17 protein-coding genes, 1 tRNA gene, 1 other RNA gene and 1 other annotated feature are annotated in these 19,681 nt (G+C 39.2%); of the genes, 5 read left to right on the forward strand and 14 right to left on the reverse strand.

The genetic code is table 11. The features are described from left to right. Positions 1–499: 499 nt before the first annotated feature. The 9 genes from SLH51_RS23125 to SLH51_RS23165 all read right to left on the reverse strand — a co-directional run bounded on the left by SLH51_RS23125 (position 500) and on the right by SLH51_RS23165 (position 7,018). Positions 500–766, reverse strand: a complete 267-nt coding sequence (locus SLH51_RS23125; protein WP_390183804.1) for a pro-sigmaK processing inhibitor BofA family protein — start codon at positions 764–766, stop codon at positions 500–502. Between the two features lie 67 nt (positions 767–833). Further along, complete coding sequence (locus SLH51_RS23130) at positions 834–1,058, reverse strand: YaaL family protein (RefSeq protein WP_335963925.1); 225 nt, start codon at positions 1,056–1,058, stop codon at positions 834–836. A gap of 190 nt (positions 1,059–1,248) precedes the next feature. Next, positions 1,249–1,845: a recombination mediator RecR gene (gene recR / locus SLH51_RS23135; protein ID WP_335963927.1), complete on the reverse strand. Its 597-nt coding sequence runs from the start codon at positions 1,843–1,845 to the stop codon at positions 1,249–1,251. 11 nt (positions 1,846–1,856) lie between these two features. Further along, complete coding sequence (locus tag SLH51_RS23140; protein ID WP_315617214.1) at positions 1,857–2,168, reverse strand: YbaB/EbfC family nucleoid-associated protein; 312 nt, start codon at positions 2,166–2,168, stop codon at positions 1,857–1,859. Positions 2,169–2,186: 18 nt separating this feature from the next. Beyond that, positions 2,187–3,872, reverse strand: a complete 1,686-nt coding sequence (gene dnaX, locus SLH51_RS23145; RefSeq protein WP_335963928.1) for a DNA polymerase III subunit gamma/tau — start codon at positions 3,870–3,872, stop codon at positions 2,187–2,189. A gap of 127 nt (positions 3,873–3,999) precedes the next feature. Then, positions 4,000–4,265, reverse strand: an RNA gene (gene ffs / locus SLH51_RS23150) — signal recognition particle sRNA large type. Positions 4,266–4,362: 97 nt separating this feature from the next. Then, positions 4,363–4,839, reverse strand: a complete 477-nt coding sequence (gene tadA, locus SLH51_RS23155) for a tRNA adenosine(34) deaminase TadA (RefSeq protein ID WP_335963929.1) — start codon at positions 4,837–4,839, stop codon at positions 4,363–4,365. A gap of 248 nt (positions 4,840–5,087) precedes the next feature. Continuing rightward, positions 5,088–5,180: transfer RNA gene (locus tag SLH51_RS23160), tRNA-Ser, on the reverse strand. Positions 5,181–5,389: 209 nt separating this feature from the next. Beyond that, positions 5,390–7,018 carry a glutathione ABC transporter substrate-binding protein gene (locus tag SLH51_RS23165; protein WP_335963930.1) on the reverse strand — a complete coding sequence of 543 codons (1,629 nt, stop codon included), beginning with the start codon at positions 7,016–7,018 and terminating at the stop codon, positions 5,390–5,392. A gap of 355 nt (positions 7,019–7,373) precedes the next feature. Here SLH51_RS23165 and SLH51_RS23170 point away from each other — a divergent pair, with 355 nt between their 5' ends. Genes SLH51_RS23170 through SLH51_RS23185 form a run of 4 tightly spaced genes read left to right on the forward strand, consistent with a single transcriptional unit; the run spans position 7,374 to position 11,304 of the window. Beyond that, entirely contained in the window at positions 7,374–8,270 is an 897-nt protein-coding gene (locus SLH51_RS23170; protein WP_335963931.1) for an ABC transporter permease, read from the forward strand. Positions 8,271–8,287: 17 nt separating this feature from the next. Further along, a complete protein-coding gene (locus tag SLH51_RS23175) occupies positions 8,288–9,229 on the forward strand; it encodes an ABC transporter permease (protein ID WP_335963932.1) in 942 nt (313 codons plus the stop codon). Between the two features lie 40 nt (positions 9,230–9,269). After that, on the forward strand, positions 9,270–10,319 hold the full coding sequence (locus tag SLH51_RS23180) for an ABC transporter ATP-binding protein (protein WP_335963933.1): 1,050 nt from the start codon (positions 9,270–9,272) through the stop codon (positions 10,317–10,319). Then, positions 10,294–11,304: an ABC transporter ATP-binding protein gene (locus SLH51_RS23185; RefSeq protein ID WP_335963935.1), complete on the forward strand. Its 1,011-nt coding sequence runs from the start codon at positions 10,294–10,296 to the stop codon at positions 11,302–11,304. The genes SLH51_RS23180 and SLH51_RS23185 overlap by 26 nt, the downstream gene beginning before the upstream one ends. A gap of 338 nt (positions 11,305–11,642) precedes the next feature. On the opposite strand, the gene serS is transcribed toward SLH51_RS23185, so the two are convergent. From serS to guaB, 5 genes are all read right to left on the reverse strand, one after another. After that, positions 11,643–12,923: a serine--tRNA ligase gene (serS, locus tag SLH51_RS23190; RefSeq protein WP_335963936.1), complete on the reverse strand. Its 1,281-nt coding sequence runs from the start codon at positions 12,921–12,923 to the stop codon at positions 11,643–11,645. Between the two features lie 82 nt (positions 12,924–13,005). Beyond that, positions 13,006–13,221, reverse strand: a binding site (T-box leader). A gap of 3 nt (positions 13,222–13,224) precedes the next feature. Then, positions 13,225–13,803 (reverse strand): pyridoxal 5'-phosphate synthase glutaminase subunit PdxT, encoded by a 579-nt coding sequence (pdxT, locus tag SLH51_RS23195; protein WP_335963937.1) that lies wholly within the window; start codon positions 13,801–13,803, stop codon positions 13,225–13,227. A gap of 35 nt (positions 13,804–13,838) precedes the next feature. Next, positions 13,839–14,723, reverse strand: coding sequence for a pyridoxal 5'-phosphate synthase lyase subunit PdxS (pdxS, locus tag SLH51_RS23200; RefSeq protein WP_335963939.1), 885 nt, complete (start codon positions 14,721–14,723; stop codon positions 13,839–13,841). Between the two features lie 273 nt (positions 14,724–14,996). Continuing rightward, positions 14,997–16,295 carry a D-alanyl-D-alanine carboxypeptidase family protein gene (locus tag SLH51_RS23205; protein ID WP_390183805.1) on the reverse strand — a complete coding sequence of 433 codons (1,299 nt, stop codon included), beginning with the start codon at positions 16,293–16,295 and terminating at the stop codon, positions 14,997–14,999. A gap of 150 nt (positions 16,296–16,445) precedes the next feature. Next, entirely contained in the window at positions 16,446–17,903 is a 1,458-nt protein-coding gene (gene guaB / locus SLH51_RS23210; RefSeq protein WP_335963941.1) for an IMP dehydrogenase, read from the reverse strand. Positions 17,904–18,034: 131 nt separating this feature from the next. Between guaB and SLH51_RS23215 the strand changes: the two genes are divergently transcribed. Continuing rightward, positions 18,035–18,991, forward strand: coding sequence for a YaaC family protein (locus SLH51_RS23215; RefSeq protein WP_335963943.1), 957 nt, complete (start codon positions 18,035–18,037; stop codon positions 18,989–18,991). The last annotated feature ends 690 nt before the right edge of the window (positions 18,992–19,681 follow it).

Below are 19,681 nucleotides of genomic sequence, written 5' to 3' on the forward strand. Positions count from 1 at the left end.
CAATGATAGGATTTATTGACGAGAAAACATGTTTCTCTATTTCGCTTGGCTTTTGTTCAGTTTTCAAAGAACTACTTTGTTGCTAATTAGCAACTTTCATATCATACTAAACCATTATTGGTTTGTCAATATGTTTTTTTGTTTCTTTCACGTCGTCTTAGCGACAAGGAATAATATACCATGCTGAAATAACAATTACAACTATTATTTGAAAAAAGATATAAAAAATGCAAAAAAATAAGGATCTGAACCACTCTCCCTGTTCAAATCCTCTCTATAAATAATAGATAGACTAATCATAACCGACTTAAATACGTACAGCGACTCAATTCATCGCGGACTGAGTTTCTTCAGCAAGGAGAAAGACACAAAGGCACTGAGCGTAGCCCGCTATGAGTGGGTTTCTCATTCTGCAGGCGCGCAACGTGCTGAGCCATTACCGCTCCCTCGATGAACTTTTTTAACAACCTCGAAAGACACCTATTTTTTGAAGAGACTTCTAAATAATAAACTGCTTTACAACAATTAACAGTACGACACCAGGCACTCCTAAAATACCTGAAACCGCCGCCGTCACACCATTAATAGGAATATGAAAATCAATAAAAGACCCAAACGCATTAACAAAAAAGAGCATTAGTGCACCAATCACAAGTTTAACTGCTACATTCCCTAAAAAACGAACCGGCTTCAAAGGAGCACCTACAACTAATAGAACAACAACCAAACCAACCAAAATTGAAATTAAAATAACAGGATCCATCATTCATCACCTCAAGAAGCTTGTCTTTTTCTTAATATATGCTTAAAAAAACAAAAAAAGAACAAACCGCTTAATGCAGTTCGTTCATACTCGCCCGACGTTCTCTTGCTTCTCGCAATAAAAATGAATAAATAACTTCTGTTACTTTGATTCGATAAAGCACTTCTTCCGATGGATCTATACTTCTTTCGATAAGTTGTTTTTCACTATCAAGTTTCCGCTTTTGTTCCTCTAAATGCTGAAATAACCTAGCATTCTCGATCTTGCGAAGTTTTTGTTTTTTTCCAAACAACACACACTCCACCTTATAGTGTAATCAACTTCAAGAGACTACATAATCATTTGTTCAAAAGGGGAAACTATCCCTTTTGTCATTTCTCTCTACTTTTTCATCATTCGAATTAGCTCGTCTTGTTGCTCGCACGTTATAAGAAACTCACTTAAAAAACAACAACCCTCAAGTGAGATCTGAGTTCACACAAACTCTACAACTCTCTTCGACCTTCAATCGCCCTAGAAAGTGTCACTTCATCAGCGTACTCTAAATCCCCACCAACAGGGAGTCCGTGTGCGATGCGAGTTACTTTAATTCCTGTTGGTTTTACGAGCCTTGATATATACATAGCTGTCGCTTCGCCTTCAATCGTAGGGTTTGTTGCAATGATAACTTCTTGAATCGTATCATCCTGGAGTCGTTTTAGGAGCTCAGGGATTTTAATGTCCTCTGGTCCTATCCCATCCATCGGCGAAATTGCACCATGTAACACATGATAATCTCCACGGTACTCTTTCATTTTCTCCATAGCAATCACGTCTTTTGCTTCTTGAATGACACAAACAGTCGATTTATCCCGATGTTGATCCTCACATATACGACACGGATCAGAATCGGTGATGTTATGGCAAATTGAACAATATGTTAGATTTCGCTTAGCATTGACTAACGCTTTCGCAAAATCAAGTACATCATCTTCCTTCATATCTAAAACAAAAAAAGCCAGGCGACTAGCCGTCTTCGGTCCGATACCTGGCAATTTCATAAATCCTTCGATTAACTTAGCTATCGGTTCAGGATAATGCACACGATCTCCTCCTAGAACATTCCAGGAATATTCATTCCTTTTGTGAATTTACCCATGTCTTGTTCGACAAGTTCATCCACTTGTTTCAACGCCTCATTTGTCGCTGCTAAAATAAGATCTTGTAGCATTTCTACATCATCAGGATCAACTACATCTTCAGAAATTTTCACATCTAAAATACGCTTATCACCACTTGCCACAACTGTAACCATTCCGCCACCAGCTGTTGCTTCGACTGTTTTTTCTTTTAATTCCTCTTGCGCTTTTGCCATTTGCTTTTGCATTTTTTGCATTTGTTTCATCATATTACCCATGTTTTTCATCTTATAAATCCTCCTTTATTATTGTCCATCAGTAATTTCTATTAAATCTTCACCAACCAATTTCACAGCTTCTTCTATTAAGGAATCATTTCCTTCCTCTTTAACAGAACCTCGCTGCTCGCTGACAAATTCCTCTTTCACATTTTCCCATTGAGATTGAAGAAGAGTTACAAAGGTCGATTGATCAGATAAGTTTTCACGAAGAATGCCTTCTAGCACATCACGAAACTTTGTATCCATCATATCACGATGCATTTCATTTTGAAATGCTAGAACAACCGTCGTATGCGAAGAGGCAACAGGTTTACAGTCACTTAACCAAGCATGAGCAGGCACACTCTGACTTTTTATCCGCTCCATCACATCTCCCCACCTAGAAGTTACTACTTGTAAGTTCTTCTTATCTGCTTCTTTTAATGTCTCCTTCACCTTACCTGTCGATGCCCTTCCTTGTACAGGTGCCCTTTTAGGTCTACGTTGCAGCGGGGCTTGAGGTTCCCCTTTTGACGTTATCGCAACATTTCCAGATTGAATATCTGCTAACTTCTTTTCTAGAGATTGGATGCTACTTTTCAGTTGTTCTACTTCACTTGATGCAACTTGTGGCAAATCATGTTTACGTTGTTGGTTCATCAATTTAAGCAAAGCTAACTCAAGAAATATTTTCGGGTGGGCTGACCACTTCATTTCTTGTTGACTTGCATTCAACGATTCAATCGCCCCGTACAACCAAAACGAATCCACATTGGTCGTTAACTCTTTAAAGGAATCATCTACTTTCGCTCTCTCTAATAATTCTTCTGCTTGTGGAGCGTTTTTATAAAGAAGCACATCTCTAAAATAATAAATTAAATCTTCTACGAACCGGAGAGGGTCCTTGCCATCTTGCAGCAATCGCTCAAGCTGCTCTAACGCACGCACAGTATCGCCACTTTGAATAGAAGAGACGACATCGGTTAATGCCCTCTGGGAAACCGCACCCGTTACAGCCAGCACATCCTCTAATGTTAATGATTCTTCCGCAAACGAAATCGCTTGATCTAACAAACTTAACGCATCACGCATACCACCTTCAGCAGCTCTAGCAATCATAAATAACGCATCGTCTTCAGCCATTACATCATCATGAGTCAAAATATACTTCATACGGGAGACGATCGCTTGATTCGTAATACGTTTAAAATCAAAACGCTGACATCGGGAAATAATCGTAAGCGGGATTTTATGAGGTTCTGTTGTCGCAAGAATAAACAACACATGACTCGGTGGTTCTTCTAACGTCTTTAATAAAGCATTAAACGCACCTGTGGATAACATATGTACTTCATCAATAATATACACTTTATAGCGCACTTCACTCGGTGCAAATTTCACTTTATCACGAATGTCCCGAATTTCATCTACCCCATTATTTGAGGCAGCATCTATTTCAATGACATCAACAATGGCTCCCGAGGTAATCCCACGACAAGCAGAACACTCATTACATGGTTCGGCTACTGGTGCCTGTTCACAGTTAATTGCCTTAGCAATAATTTTAGCCGCACTCGTTTTACCCGTACCGCGCGGACCAGAGAATAAATAGGCGTGGGATAATTTTTGTTGGAGTAATGCATTTTGTAAAGTTTTCGTTATGTGCTCTTGTCCTACAACATCTCGTAATTGCTGCGGCCTCCAAACACGGTACAGCGCTTGATAACCCAAACCCACTTCCCCCTCTATTTTTTCACTCTACTTCATTATAGCGATTGAACCTTCATTTTAAAAGTAAATAACTACAACAAAAAAGCAACTACGCGGACGTAATTGCTTTTTTTATAAAAATTTAATACCGTGCACCCTCTGTTGATAATGCCACCACGGGCGTTACCTAAGCAGTTAGCTCGGCCCAGGCGACTCCACGGCACACGGAAGGGTCCACTTACTGCTGCTTCCTTCCGGACCTGACAGGGTTCATGGGTTTCCGTTGCGCAGAACCCAAGCGTCAACACCACTTACTTAGGTCAGACCCCGCGGTGACAAAACCTAAAGAGGGGATTCAGCCTCGCTACAGCGGATTGCGAGTACAGGGCACCGCTACCTCCCCACCTAGCACGGCAAAATGATTAACAAAGTCATGTGCGTCATTACCGACGCATAACCTAGTATAGATCGTTTGAGATTAAAATGCAACAGTAACAAACTGGAAACTAGGTTAATTTAATCGTTTAAGCTTTTTCTTTTTTCGAAGTTCACGAAAAAAGGTCGTTAAAATCGAACCGCACGTTTCTTCAAGACAACCACTAACGACTTCTGCCTGATGATTAAAACGCGATTCTTCCAAAAGGTTCATTAATGTACCTGCACACCCAGCTTTTGGATCAGTTGCCCCGTAGACAACTTTATCAATTCTAGATTGCACAATCGCACCAGCGCACATCGGACATGGTTCTAATGTAACATATAACGTACAGCCTGATAAGCGCCAATTATTAAGTTTCGTACAAGCTTCTTGTATTACCTTCAATTCAGCATGAGCTAACGCTTGCTGATCAATTTCTCTACGGTTATGAGCGGCAGCAATCACGTCCCCGTCTTTTACAATTATCGCACCTATAGGAACTTCACCTATCGCTTCCGCTTTACTAGCTTCAAGCAATGCAAGCTCCATCCATTTCTCATCATGATTCAAATGACATCGCACTCCTGTTAATCAGTTAAGAAAAACCGTAAAGCAGTCTTTTCTTAGATGCAATGAGCGAAGCCGTTGCTATGATTTTAAGCCTTAGGAGTGCTTTTCTCCTAAAAGGCGCACAACGCACTTAGTCATTACCACCCATGAATAAGCTATTATATTTCACATGAACCCAATTATTTTATATTACATGCTCCTAATATACAAAAAACACTACCTCATAAGGTAGTGTAACATTTTATGTATGGAGGAGGAAGAGGGATTCGAACCCCCGCGCGGTTTGACCCGCCTGTCGGTTTTCAAGACCGATCCCTTCAGCCAGACTTGGGTATTCCTCCGTATTTGCTGACAAGATTTATTATATACAAGACAAAACACATTGGCAAGTATTAATTTTTAAAAAAATTTAACCATTTTAGTAATAAGTATAAATTACAAGCAGATTCGTCACACATGTCAGGATGTTAAGAAAGGAACAAGTACCTGAAACTGGATTTATTATCGAACTAAAAAGGAGAGGGTCTAAAGAAGACCTCTCCCTATTTATTTATTCACTTACGGTTACATCTCTTAATTGGAAATAACCATTTTGGTGACGCCAGAACCCTTGGACTTCATCACGAACACCATTTAGTTCTATCTTATGATGAATGTAAATCATTGGCGCTTCTTCGACTAATAACTCTTGTACTTCTTTGTATAGCTCTAAACGTCGATCTTGATCTACTTCTTTTTCAGCAGATTCTAATAGAGCATCAACCTCGTCATTCTTATAAAAAGTACGGTTACCAGGCGCACCGACATTATCAGAATGGAATAAAGGTGCTAAAGCATAATCAGCATCACCTGTAGCAGAGCTCCACCCTAAGATAAACATATCATGTTGACCATTTGCAGTTTTATCTAAGTATGCGCCCCACTCAACAACATCAATAGAAACATCAATACCAATTTCAGCTAAAACTGCTTGTGTATATTCAGCAAGATCCATACGCTCACGACTATCATTAGTAGAAATAGTAGTAGAGAACCCGTCTGCATAACCAGCTTCAGCTAGTAATTCTTTTGCTTTTTCAACATCATATTCTAATGAAGGAACATCTGCGTCATAGCCAACTACTTCTGGAGCTAATGGACCTTTAGCAGGTACACCAACTCCATTAAATACACCTTCAACTACAGCTTCTTTATCAATCGCCATAGAGATAGCTTGACGTACTTTCGGGTCATTAAACGGCTCTTTTTCTGTATTAAATCCAATATAACTTAGACTTAAACTATCAGACTCAACCACATGCATACCATCAGTTCCTTCAACACGCGAATAATCACTAGGGCTAAGTGGTTCAGTAATATGAACAGCACCTGTCTCTAGCTCTGCAACACGCGTTAAATCTTCAGGAACCACTTTGAATGTTACAGAATCAAGCTTAGCATTTTCGTCTCCCCAATAATCAGGGTTTTTTACTAATTTGACTTGTGTACCCGGGTCCCAACTATCGAACATAAAGAATCCAGTTCCCACCGGGCTCTCATTAATAATCGAACCAGGATTTTCACCGTTTTCCATCGCCTCATAGTCAGCAGTGATTGCTTCTGAACTAATCATCCCACCACCACTATGTGCAAAGTTATATATTAATGAAGCTTTTGGTTCACTTGTTTTAAACTGAATTTCATAATCACCTAATACTTCAATCTCAACAATATCATTAAAGAGGAAAGCTCTCTGTGAAGCAATATCTGGATCTGTTATACGTTCAATATTAGCTTTTACCACTTCAGCATTAAAATCGGAATCATCATGGAATTTAATGCCCTCTTTTAAAGTGAACTTCAAAGTTAGTTCATCTACTTGTTCCCAACTTTCAGCTAGACCTTCTTGCAACTCCATGTTCTCATCATAGTACACTAATGTTTCATAAATATTAGTACTAACATTACCTGAAGGAACATCATTAGAACCATGCGGATCTAGAGCAACTGCATCTGACAAAGTAGCAATTATTAAATCGCCACCAGCAGCAGCTTCCGTAGCTTCTTCTGTACCTTCACCTACATCTTCTCCTTCAGCCGGTTCAGGTGTTGCATCTGGCTCACTTGCACACGCTGTCATAAATAAGCTAAACGCTAGTACAAGAGCCAAAAAGAAAAACGAATTTTTTGACACTTTCATCAAAAAATACCCCCTATTTATTTTTTATTTGTGCGGTAAAAACCATTATTACTATAACTTATCCAAAAAAAGAAAACAAGTAAATATTTCTGAAAATTACTTTATTAGAAAAACTGAATTACTTTTTAGCACCGAAACAATTTTCAGTTATTTCAAAGAATTATATTACAAAAGATGTATTTCTAAAGTATGAATTTGGAAATATCATTATATTTAAAAAATAAAGTCCCCATTGTAAATACCACTGGGTATGATATAATAAAAATTTGTAAAATAGTATTTTATCTTGTCGAAAAAGAAAGAAGATTGTGGCGAGATGGAAATAACAAATTCCAAAAAGAAAGGATGTATGTTTATGAGCGAACAAACTGTTAACAACGCTGCAGCACCTAACCATCCTCCAAATCCCACTGTCGAGAGATGGAAAACCTTCTATAAGAAATTACGTAAAAATAAAGCAGCTATGGTCGGTGGCTTTCTCATTATTTTCTTTATTCTAGTTGCTTTTATTGGGCCTTTTTTCACTCCGTATGAGCCAAATGTTCAAAATCATGTAAATAAGCTTGCGACTCCATCGGCAGAGCATTGGTTTGGAACAGATCATCATGGGCGAGACATTTTTAGTCGAATTATTCATGGAATGTCTATTACATTATATGTAGGATTCTTTTCAGTAATAATTGGAGCTATCATTGGTGTATTTCTTGGCGTTATTTCTGGTTATTACGGAAAACAAATCGATACAGTTATTATGCGTGTGATGGATATCTTACTAGCCTTCCCTGGTATCTTACTTGCACTAGCAATCGTAAGTGTTCTAGGAGGAAGTTTAAATAACGTTATTATAGCCGTTGGGATTTTCTCTATACCTGTGTTCGCCCGGATTGTTCGTGGTTCTACACTCGCCGTTCGAAAGCTTGAATACATCGATGCAATGAGAGCATTAGGAGCAAGCGATGCACGTATTATCTTTAAGCATATTTTACCAAACGTTACTTCCCCTCTTATCGTCCAGGCTACATTAAGTATTGCAACCTCTATTTTAACTGCAAGTGGTCTTTCATTCTTAGGAATGGGAGCGCAACCACCTACACCTGAGTGGGGTGCGATGTTAAGTGGTGGTCGGAACTATATGTGGGATGCACCGCACGTTACGTTGTTCCCAGGTATTGCGATCGTCATTGTTGTATTAGCGTTTAATATTTTTGGTGACGGTTTACGAGATGCGTTAGATCCTAAAATGAAGAACTAGAAAGAGGTGCTTAAACATTGTTTACTTTTATCGTACGTCGTCTTATTCAGACGATACCCGTTTTAATAGGAGTTACTATTCTAACATTTGGCTTGATGCACCTCATTCCTGGTGATCCAGCTCAAATCATGGCAGGTGAGAGTGCTTCTCCAGCTCAAATCGAACAAATGCGTGAAAGACTAGGTTTAAATGAAGCTCTGCCCGTTCAATATACAAAATATGTTTCAGGTGTAGTTCAAGGTGACCTTGGAAACTCAATTCGTAGTGGTCGTTCCGTTTCATCAGAAATTTCAGGACGATTCTGGGTTACAATGGAACTTGCTATTTATAGTACGATTTTAAGTGTATTTATTGGCTTAATTGCTGGTGTTATCTCAGCAACGAAACACTACACTTTAACAGATGTTTCTATTATGATTGTCGCTTTATTTGGTTTATCAATGCCGAATTTCTGGCTTGGTCTCATGTTAATACAATGGTTTGTAATCGGCTTTGATATAGGTCCGATTCACACAAGTTGGTTTGCTGCCTCCGGTTGGGGTTCATGGCAACAAATTGTCTTACCAGTGATTACTCTTGGTACGGCAGGTGCTGCGATTATTGCACGTATGACACGTTCAAGTATGCTTGAAGTCATTGGACAAGATTATATTCGAACTGCACGAGCAAAAGGTGTAAAAGAACAAGTTGTTATTTATCGTCATGCATTAAAAAATGCTCTTATTCCAGTTGTTACAGTCGTTGGTTTGCAATTTGGTGGCCTTTTGGGTGGTGCGGTTTTAACAGAATCTGTTTTTGCTATTAACGGTATGGGGCGTCTAATTATTGAAGCAATCCGTGCGCGCGATTTCCCAATCGTTCAAGGAACTGTACTTGTATTTGCATTAATCTTTGTCGGAGTAAATCTACTTGTAGATGTCGCTTATCGTGTCTTAAATAAACGAATTGACTTAAATTAATCATTTGATATAAATAATATTTGGAAAGGTGTGAAACCTTATGGCAACAAAGGTCGATAGCAAAAGTGAAACGATTCTTGAAGTTCGTGACCTCCGCACATCGTTTTTTACGGAAAGCTTTGAGGTTAAGGCTGTCGATGGTGTCAACTTTTCAGTTCCAAAAGGAAAGACACTAGGAGTCGTTGGTGAGTCAGGTTCAGGTAAAAGCATTACCTCACTTTCTATTCTTCGACTGATTCAAAACCCAGGTAAAGTTGTTGGGGGCCAGGTTATGTTCAAGGGCGCTGATCTACTTGAAAAGACAGACGCTGAAATGCGAAAAATTCGTGGAAATGAAATTTCAATGATCTTCCAAGAACCAATGACTTCATTAAACCCTGTTTACACAGTCGGTCAACAAATTGGGGAAGCCTATCAAATTCATGAGAAACTTAACAAAAAACAAGCAATTGAACGTTCAGTTGAGATGTTAAAACTTGTAGGAATCCCTTCACCTGAAAAACGTGTACACCAGTATCCACATGAACTTTCAGGTGGAATGCGTCAACGTGTCATGATTGCAATGGCACTCGCTTGTAATCCAGAATTATTAATTGCTGATGAACCAACAACAGCATTGGACGTTACGATTCAAGCTCAAATTCTAGAACTGATGAAAGACTTACAAAATCGTTTAGGGATGTCAATTATCATGATTACACACGACTTAGGAGTCGTTGCAGAGACTTGTGATTACGTTGCTGTTATGTACTGTGGAAAGGTCGTCGAATACGCATCTGTTGATGAACTATTCCGTAATCCAAGACATCCATATACAGTAGGGTTATTAAATTCATTGCCACGTCATGATATAGATTTAGAAGACGAGGAACTGTCAGTTATTAAAGGGGCTGTCCCAAGTCCTGTTGACATGCCAGTCGGTTGTCGCTTCTCACCACGTTGCCCTTATGCAAGTGATATATGTGTTGAGCGCCTTCCTGAACTAGAAGAAGATGAAAAAGGCAACCAAATTCGATGTTGGATCTACTCTGATGAGTGGGATGGCGATCCGGAGGTGAACGTGTATGAAAAAAGAACTACTGAAAGTTAAGGACCTGAAACAGTATTTTCCGATCAAAGGTGGAATGCTTGGACGTACCGTTAACTACGTGAAAGCCGTTGATGGCGTTACGTTTACTGTGTATGAAGGAGAAACCGTCAGTATTGTAGGGGAATCTGGCTGTGGTAAGTCTACGACCGGTCGTGCTATATTACGTTTAGATGATCCAACTGCTGGTGAAGTTGTCTTTGATGGTGATGACCTGCTTTCATTAAATAAAGCGCAAATGCGTAAAAAAAGAAAAGACTTACAGATTATTTTCCAAGATCCTTATGCTTCTATTAACCCGCGTCAAACCGTTCGTCAAATACTTGAAGAAGCTTTAGAAATTCAAAACGTTGTACCAAAAGCTGAGCGTTCCGCTAAGATCCGCGAACTAATGGAAACGGTTGGACTAGGTGCTCACCAAGCCGACCGTTTTCCTCACGAATTTAGTGGTGGCCAACGTCAACGTATTGGGATTGCTCGCGCTTTATCTGTTGATCCAAAGCTTATTATATGTGATGAAGCTGTATCAGCTTTAGATGTATCGATACAAGCACAAGTAATCAACTTATTAAAGAGATTACAGCGCGATTTTCAGTTAACGTACTTGTTTATTTCACATGATTTAGGTGTCGTACGTCACATATCAGATCGAGTAATTGTTATGTATTTAGGACGTATTGTTGAAATTGGCGATAAAACGTCAGTATTTGATAATCCACAACATCCTTATACTAGAGCACTTCTTTCTGCTATTCCTGTACCAGATCCAAGTAAAAAGACAGAGCGTGTGATCTTAAAAGGGGATGTACCTTCACCAATTAATCCTCCTGAAGGCTGTCGTTTCCATACACGTTGTCCATTTGCTACGGATTTATGTACTACTGACACACCAGAGCTCAAGGCTGAAAATTACATGAAAGAAGGCCACTTAGCAGCATGTCACTACATGGATGAAATTGAATCCGGCAGACATAAAGCAAAGTACTAGAATAGAAGAAAAAAGGTCGCACTTTGACCTTTTTTCTTCTATTCTAAGCAATGAGCGGAGCCGCCGTTGGGGGTTTAGCCTTTTGAGTGCCTTTCTCAAAAGGCGTACGGCGAGTGAAGCCATTGCAACTTGTTTGCTCTTTTTTAAATCAAAACAGGTCGCACTTTGACTTGTTTTCTTCTATTCTAACAATGAGCGGAACCGCCGTTAGGGGGGAGCCTTTTGAGTGCCTTTCTCAAAAGGCGTACGGCGAATGAAGCCATTGTAAGATTGCCCTTTACCCTTTTTATTCCAACTTAAAAAGCCGACTGCATGAATGTGCAGTCGGCTTTTTCATTTTACTTTGTTGTAATCTTTTCTACATTGCGCATATATGGACGTAAAACTTCAGGAATCACGACAGATCCATCATCTTCTTGGTAATTTTCAAGGATCGCCGCAACTGTACGTCCGACAGCAAGGCCTGATCCGTTTAATGTATGAACGAATTCTGGTTTCGCTTTTGCTTCAGGACGATACTTAATGTTTGCACGACGCGCTTGAAAGTCTTCAAAGTTACTACAAGAAGAGATTTCACGGTAAGAATCATTACTTGGAATCCAAACTTCAATATCGTACTTTTTCGCCGCTGTAAATCCTAAGTCTGCAGTACACATACTTAATACACGGTAAGGTAATTTGAGAAGTTGCAATACTTTCTCTGCATGACCTGTTAACGTTTCAAGTGTATCATATGAATCCTCAGGCTTTACAAACCGTACTAACTCCACTTTATTAAATTGATGCTGACGAATCAATCCACGTGTATCACGGCCTGCAGAACCAGCCTCTGAGCGGAAGTTTGCGCTATATGCCGTATATGCAATTGGCAACTGTTCTGCTGTTAAAATTTCATCACGGTGTAAGTTTGTTACAGGTACTTCTGCTGTTGGGATGAGAAAGTAATCTTGGTCATGAATTTTAAAAGCATCCTCTTCAAACTTAGGCAATTGCCCCGTACCCGTCATGCTTGCACGATTGACCATATAAGGAGGCAAAACTTCCACGTAGCCATGCTCGTCTTGATGTAAGTCCATCATAAAGTTAATCAATGCACGTTCTAGACGCGCTCCTAACCCTTTATAAAACACAAAACGACTTCCTGTCACTTTTGATGCCCGTTCAAAATCAACGATTCCTAGATCTGTTGCTAGATCCCAGTGCGGCTTCGTATCAAATCCAAATGAACGAACCTCTCCCCACTTACGTATCTCAACATTATCATCTTCTGTATCCCCAACAGGAACACTCTCATGAGGTACATTAGGAATTGTTAATAAAATCCCTTCTAATTCATCTTCGATTTTTCGTAACTGTTCATCGAGTGATTTAATCTTCTCCGATACTTCTTTTGTTTCTTTAATTAAATGATCTGCATCTTGCTTTTCACGCTTTAATTGTGCTACTTCTTGTGACACTTGATTTCTTCTACTCTTAAGCTCTTCTACTTCAACAATAATCGTTCGACGACCTTCATCTAATTCTTCAAAACGGTCTAGACCAGAGATATCTTCACCTCTTGTCGTAAGTCTCTTTTTTATATCATCAAAGTCTTTACGTAAACGTTTTACATCTAACATTGGTTGTCCTCCTCATGTCTTATCTTATTCATTTTACCAAATAACAAAGGATAAAAAAAAGCCCTCACCCCTTCTATTATGAAGAAGGGACGAGAGCACCCGCGTTACCACCCTTGTTGCAAGATAGTAGGTGCTTCCTCCTACTATCTAAACCACTTTAGCACATAACGGCTGCATACCGAGAAGATTTCATACTTCTACTCCAAGGTGGATTCGATACAAGCACTGACCGGTTCACACCTCCCACCGGCTCTCTGTACAGCGCTTTGTATGTACTAACCCTTATCGACGCATTACAACTTTATTGTTTTGATTCTTCTACAATTGAAACAAAGAACTGATGAAAGCGATGATCATCTGTTAGCTCTGGATGAAACGAGCATGCAAGGAAGTTTCCATGTCTTGCAGCAACAATTTCATCCCCATACTTCGAAAGTATTTCTACATCTTCTCCTACTTCTAAAATAAGAGGAGCACGGATAAACACAGCACGAATATCTTCACCTACACCTGTTACATGCAGATCGGTCTCAAAGCTTTCCCGCTGACGTCCAAACGCATTGCGCTGTACTTTCATGTTCATAACCGATAAATGACCAGAGTCTTGTCCCTCAATTGAGCTTGCCATTAAAATCATGCCTGCACACGTACCAAACATCGGCTTTCCTGAAGCAGCAAATTCTTTTAGTGGTTCAAAGAAACCATACAAATCAATTAAACGACGCATCGTTGTACTTTCCCCACCAGGAAAAACCAAGCCATCTATTTCAGCTAGTTGCTCAACTTTTTTGACAACAACTACTTCTGTATGAGGAGCTTGTAAGCAGTTCACATGCTCCCTAACCGCTCCTTGTAATGCCAATACACCAATTTTAACCATTACTTGCGCTTCCTTTCCCTTACCCAGCCTAGAGTTTACCAGCCACGCTCTTGCATGCGCTCAGTTGGGTTAAGAGTCGAAATTTCGATACCTTTCATTGCAGTTCCAAGTCCTTTTGAAAGCTCAGCAATTAACGCATAATCTTGATAGTGAGTTGTCGCTTCAACAATTGCACGTGCAAACTTCTCAGGGTTGTCTGATTTGAAAATACCAGAACCAACAAATACTCCATCTGCACCTAACTGCATCATTAATGCAGCATCTGCAGGAGTTGCTACACCACCTGCTGCAAAGTTAACGACAGGTAATTTACCTGTTTCTTTAATCTGTAACAAAAGATCAAATGAAGCACCAAGGTTCTTTGCTTCTGTCATTAACTCATCAGTAGACATTTGCTTTACTTTGTTAATTTGTCCTTGAATCATACGCATATGACGAACCGCTTCAACAATGTTTCCTGTTCCAGGCTCACCTTTCGTACGAATCATTGATGCACCTTCACCAATACGACGTGACGCTTCTCCTAAGTCACGTGCTCCACAAACAAATGGGACAGTGAAATCACGCTTGTACAAGTGGAATACTTCGTCTGCAGGTGTTAGAACTTCACTTTCGTCAATGTAATCAACGCCCATAGCTTCTAGAATACGCGCTTCTACAATGTGACCGATACGAGCTTTTGCCATAACTGGAATTGATACTGCATTTAGTACCTCTTCAACAATTGTCGGGTCAGCCATACGTGCCACTCCGCCCGCTGCACGAATATCCGCTGGTACACGCTCAAGTGCCATGACTGCAACTGCACCTGCTTGCTCTGCAATTTTTGCTTGTTCTGCATTAATGACGTCCATAATAACGCCACCTTTTTGCATTTCTGCCATACCTCTTTTGACTCTATCTGTTCCTGTTTGGCTCATTCGTATTTCCTCCTATACCGTTCTTCTTAGTTGAATGCTCATCCTTTAATAGTATACCTTAAAAAAGGGGCATTCGCATAAATTTTCAGTTATTATTTTAGCATGAATAAGGGCCTAAACAAAATTAGGACTGGTTTAGAAAAGGCTTAGTTATAAGCAAATGTCTTTACAAGTAAATATAGAATATTTGACATTCAATTTACCTAAACAGAATTTAGAGAAAACTAAAGTTTTTCAAAATTCACAAATATTTCCCTTTTACTGATGCTTAACTTAAGAAAACCAACCTTTAACCATTTCAGCTACACCATTCCAGATTCCAGAAAAGAAACCTCCGACCGCACGCATCGCCATTGCGAACCAACCTGCCTTTTCAACAGCTACATCCGTAACAACCGGAACTTCAGCACGTTGTGATGCATATAAAAACTCTTCATCCTCGTCACCATTATATACAAGAGCAAGCGTTCCAACTTGTGTACCCGCTTCAAAAGGTGCTTCTAATTCACCGTCTTCATTTAACTGGCTTTCATTAAGACTAAGTTCGGTTGAATATAATTCATCTTCTCCACTACGAACTACCGTTGAAAGTGCCTCTATACTCGAGATCCCAACTTCTCTTTCCTTACCTGCAACGACTGGAATTTGTTCAAATCCCTCAGGTATAAACCCAGCCTCTACTAGCTCCACATGTGTGAAATTATTAAAGCCATGGTCTAATAATTTCTTTGTTTCATTAAAACGATCGTCGCGAGTATTAGTTCGCATTACAACTGAGATAAACCGCATGCCATTACGTTCTGCTGTTCCAGTAAAAGCATTCCCTGCAGCTGAAGTATACCCCGTCTTTAAACCATCTATGCCTTCATAGTCATGTTGTGGTTCTATGCCTGATAACATCCAATTCCAGTTACGCATTTCTATTCGTTCTTCTGGTCCTGCAATAAAATCCATTGTTGGAATGCTAGCCGTTTCAAGCACTTCTGGATAGTCGTTAATCAAATGAAATGCAAGCTTTGCTGTCGCACGTGCAGACATCATATTCTCTGCATTTTCACCTGTACCATCCGGATGATTGCCTTGAAGATCTGAATTATTTAACCCAGTTGTATTAACAAATTCATAATCCTCTAACCCTAACTCTGCAGCCTTGTCATTCATCATCTTCACGAATTGAGTTTCTGACCCAGCAATTAATTCAGCTAGAGCAATCGTTGAAGCATTAGCTGAATAGATGGCAACTGACTGATACAATTGTTCAACTGTATACGTCGCATCTTGCCGCAAAGGAACATTCGACAATGCAGTATGTAAAGACAGAGTCCTCACAAAGTCACTAATTGGAACTTCTTGATCCCAAAATATCTTTCCTTCATTAATGGCTTCAAGAATGAGGTATTCACTCATCATTTTCGTCATACTTGCCGTTGGAAGAATAGCATCTATATTTTTTTGAAATAAAATCTTCCCTGTTTTTGCATCTACTAAAATAGCAGATTCAGCTTCTAAATCAAAAGCAGCATTTATTTTACCTGGTTGTATTACAGTTGCAAGTAATACGATAGTAAGCATAGTTAAAAACCACTTTTTAAACATTTTATGGTCCACTCTAATCCCTCCACACCTTTTCACATAGAGGTTATTTTATCATAACTAGTAAAAAAAAAATAGATAGAGAAATCCCTATCTATTTTCCATAATTTATTTAGTGATCCAGTTCAATTACAATGAATAATTTGGTGCTTCTTTCGTAATTTGTACATCATGTGGGTGGCTTTCACGTAATCCAGCTCCGGTAATTCGAATAAACTGTCCATTTTCTCTTAAGTCATCTAAAGTTGGTGTACCGCAATACCCCATTCCTGCACGAATCCCTCCGATTAACTGGTGAATCGTATCATGTAATGGTCCTTTATATGGAATTCGGCCTTCAATTCCTTCAGGCACTAATTTTTGTGCATTTTCTTGGAAATAACGATCCTTACTACCTTTTTCCATTGCACCTAATGAACCCATACCACGGTAAACTTTAAATTGACGTCCTTGATAAATCTCTCGGTCTCCAGGACTTTCAGAAACACCTGCAAGTAAACTTCCTAACATAACTGCATGTCCACCAGCTGCTAATGCTTTCACGATATCGCCTGAGTATTTAATTCCTCCATCCGCGATAATTGGAACACCATGCTTCTTAGCTTCAGTTGCACAATCATAAACTGCTGTAACTTGAGGAACCCCAATTCCAGCTACAATACGTGTCGTACAAATAGAACCTGGTCCAATTCCTACCTTTACTACATTTACACCAGCTTCTATTAAATCACGAGTAGCATGGGCCGTTGCAACATTACCGGCAATAATTGTTAAATCAGGATACGTTGAGCGAACCTCACGAACTTTATCTAACACTCCCTTAGAATGGCCATGGGCTGTATCGATCACAATGGCGTCTATACCGGCTTCAACCAATGCAGCTAGTCTTACGTCTGCATCTGCTGAAACACCAATTGCAGCCCCAACTACGAGCCTTCCTTGTGAATCTTTAGCTGAATTAGGAAACTCAATGACTTTCTCAATGTCTTTTATTGTAATTAACCCTTTTAACACGCCTTCATCATCAACGAGAGGAAGCTTCTCAATTTTATATTGTTGAAGGATTTTTTCAGCATCATTTAATGTAGTGCCCACAGGGGCTGTTACAAGATTTTCTTTCGTCATCACTTCATCGATTTTAATAGAGTAATCTTCAATAAAGCGTAGGTCGCGGTTTGTGATAATTCCAACAAGCTTTTGGTCTTCATCTACAATCGGTACACCTGAAATACGATACTTACCCATTAAGTGTTCTGCATCAAATACTTGACGATCTGCTGTTAAATAAAATGGATTAGTAATAACACCACTTTCAGAACGTTTAACAAGATCAACTTGTTCAGCTTGCTGCTCAATTGACATATTCTTATGAATAATCCCAAGGCCACCTTCACGTGCAATGGCAATAGCCATTTGTGCTTCTGTAACAGTATCCATCCCTGCACTAATAATAGGAATGTTTAATTGTAAATTATCGCTTAATTTCGTTTTTACAGAAACATCACGTGGCAAGATTTCTGATTTCCCTGGTACAAGCAATACGTCATCAAAGGTAAGACCTTCTTTTTGAAATTTAGTTTCCCACATTAAATTCTGCCTCCCCATTCTTTTATAAGTTCGTGAAAATATTATTAGTAGCTTATCAATTGGGCAAACTACTGTCAAGAATCGATGTAATGTGCGACTTTTTTGAATATACAGACGAAAGGAGGATTAGAGTGGATCCTGTGCAAAATGATTTGTTCATCCCATTTTATTCAGCTACATTTTCAAGAAAATTTTTAACAGAACGGTATGAAGAAAATCAAATAGCTCAACCAAAAACAACCAGCTATCATACCTGTTCTTCATTTATGTATCATCTACAACATGGTCAACTCTATTTTAAACATGCATCTATCGTACCAATTGAATTGAAACCTATTTTGGTATTTTACGGATATGTCCAATTATTAAAAGCTTGTATCTTAACATTAGATCCTAACTATCCAGAAAGCTCACAAGTTTTAGCACATGGTGTAACGACTCGTAAAAGAAAAAAATCTTCTTACCGTTTTCTAGATGATGAGGTAAAAATTCAAAAAAACGGACTTTTTTCGCACTTTTTAGACAAAATGTTTCATGTGAAACATCAAGAAGGCGAAAAATATCAAATGCTGACACTATTACGTCATATTGCAGATATGCATTCTTTATTTACACGAATAAACAAGGAAGAACTTTCTTATCAAGGACGTATGACTGCAAACCGAGTCTATATATCAGCAAAAATACTTGACTCTTACCATATGACTGCAAATCGATTTGAACAATATTTGGAGGCCAATACAGTTGAGGTTACTTCAAAGAGATTTCAAGTGTCTGATCAAAAAGGGCAATTAGAAATTACCCTTCCTTCTTCTCCCTCTATATGGAGATCAAACCCTTGGCTTTTCAATTATAAAGGTGAAATTTTCCTTCTCAAGGATAAAGAACATACAAACTCATATAAATTGCCTGAATTAGCAACTCACTTTTTACTGCTTTATAACTTAAGTATGATTTGCCGTTATGAAGCAGAATGGTGGGGAGATCTCATACACACATTTGATGGGGTAGACTATCCCTATATTGCTCATTATCTAACGATTGCTGAGCGGAAAATACCTTTACTTATCTCTAGTTTTTTAACTTAACAAGTACGTCATTTACATTCTAATTACCAAAGAAGTATAGTTTAGTTTCTTTATTATTTGGAAATGGTTTTTGGAGAAGATGATTTGATAGGAACTGTTTATTGGCTGAATGGGTGAATCTGTATTCTGACAGACTCATTTAGGGAAGGTGCTAGATTTGGTAGAGGTTGCTGGTTTTTTGGTTGTATGAATGAACTTGGTCCTAGTTCATTCCTTCTTACTTTATGGGCATTAAAACAGTGGTTCCATCTCATAAGGTTGTTACATATCCTCCCCCTCCAGGTACTGCGGAGCCTGGCAACGTCCTGGCTCGCCATTTCTCTTACGGGGAAGTATCGCATGTTGCATTCTCATTGAAGCTGATTCTTGAAGTTCTACGAAGAAAAACGTGCTCGTCTCACAGGGGGACATGATGTGTTTCACAGAAGTCTATTCACGATATAACCACCGGCTAACTCGAAGAAGATGTTGCCCCTTCATGTACTGCTTTCTCTTCATGCAATTCTCTCCCTTCCTCCTTCCCTTGTGCAGTGGAGCCTGGCAACTTCGGGACAAAACTCTTTTGCGCCTTGAACAGTCTGTTTATGCGTACAAAAAAGACAATCCAATTGGATTGTCTTTTATCTGCCTGGCAACGTCCTGGCTCGCCATTTCTCTTCTACGGGGAAGCTTGACTTGATGCTTTTTCAT

This window comes from Halalkalibacter kiskunsagensis (genome assembly GCF_037027555.1).
GTDB lineage: Bacteria > Bacillota > Bacilli > Bacillales > Bacillaceae_D > Halalkalibacter > Halalkalibacter kiskunsagensis.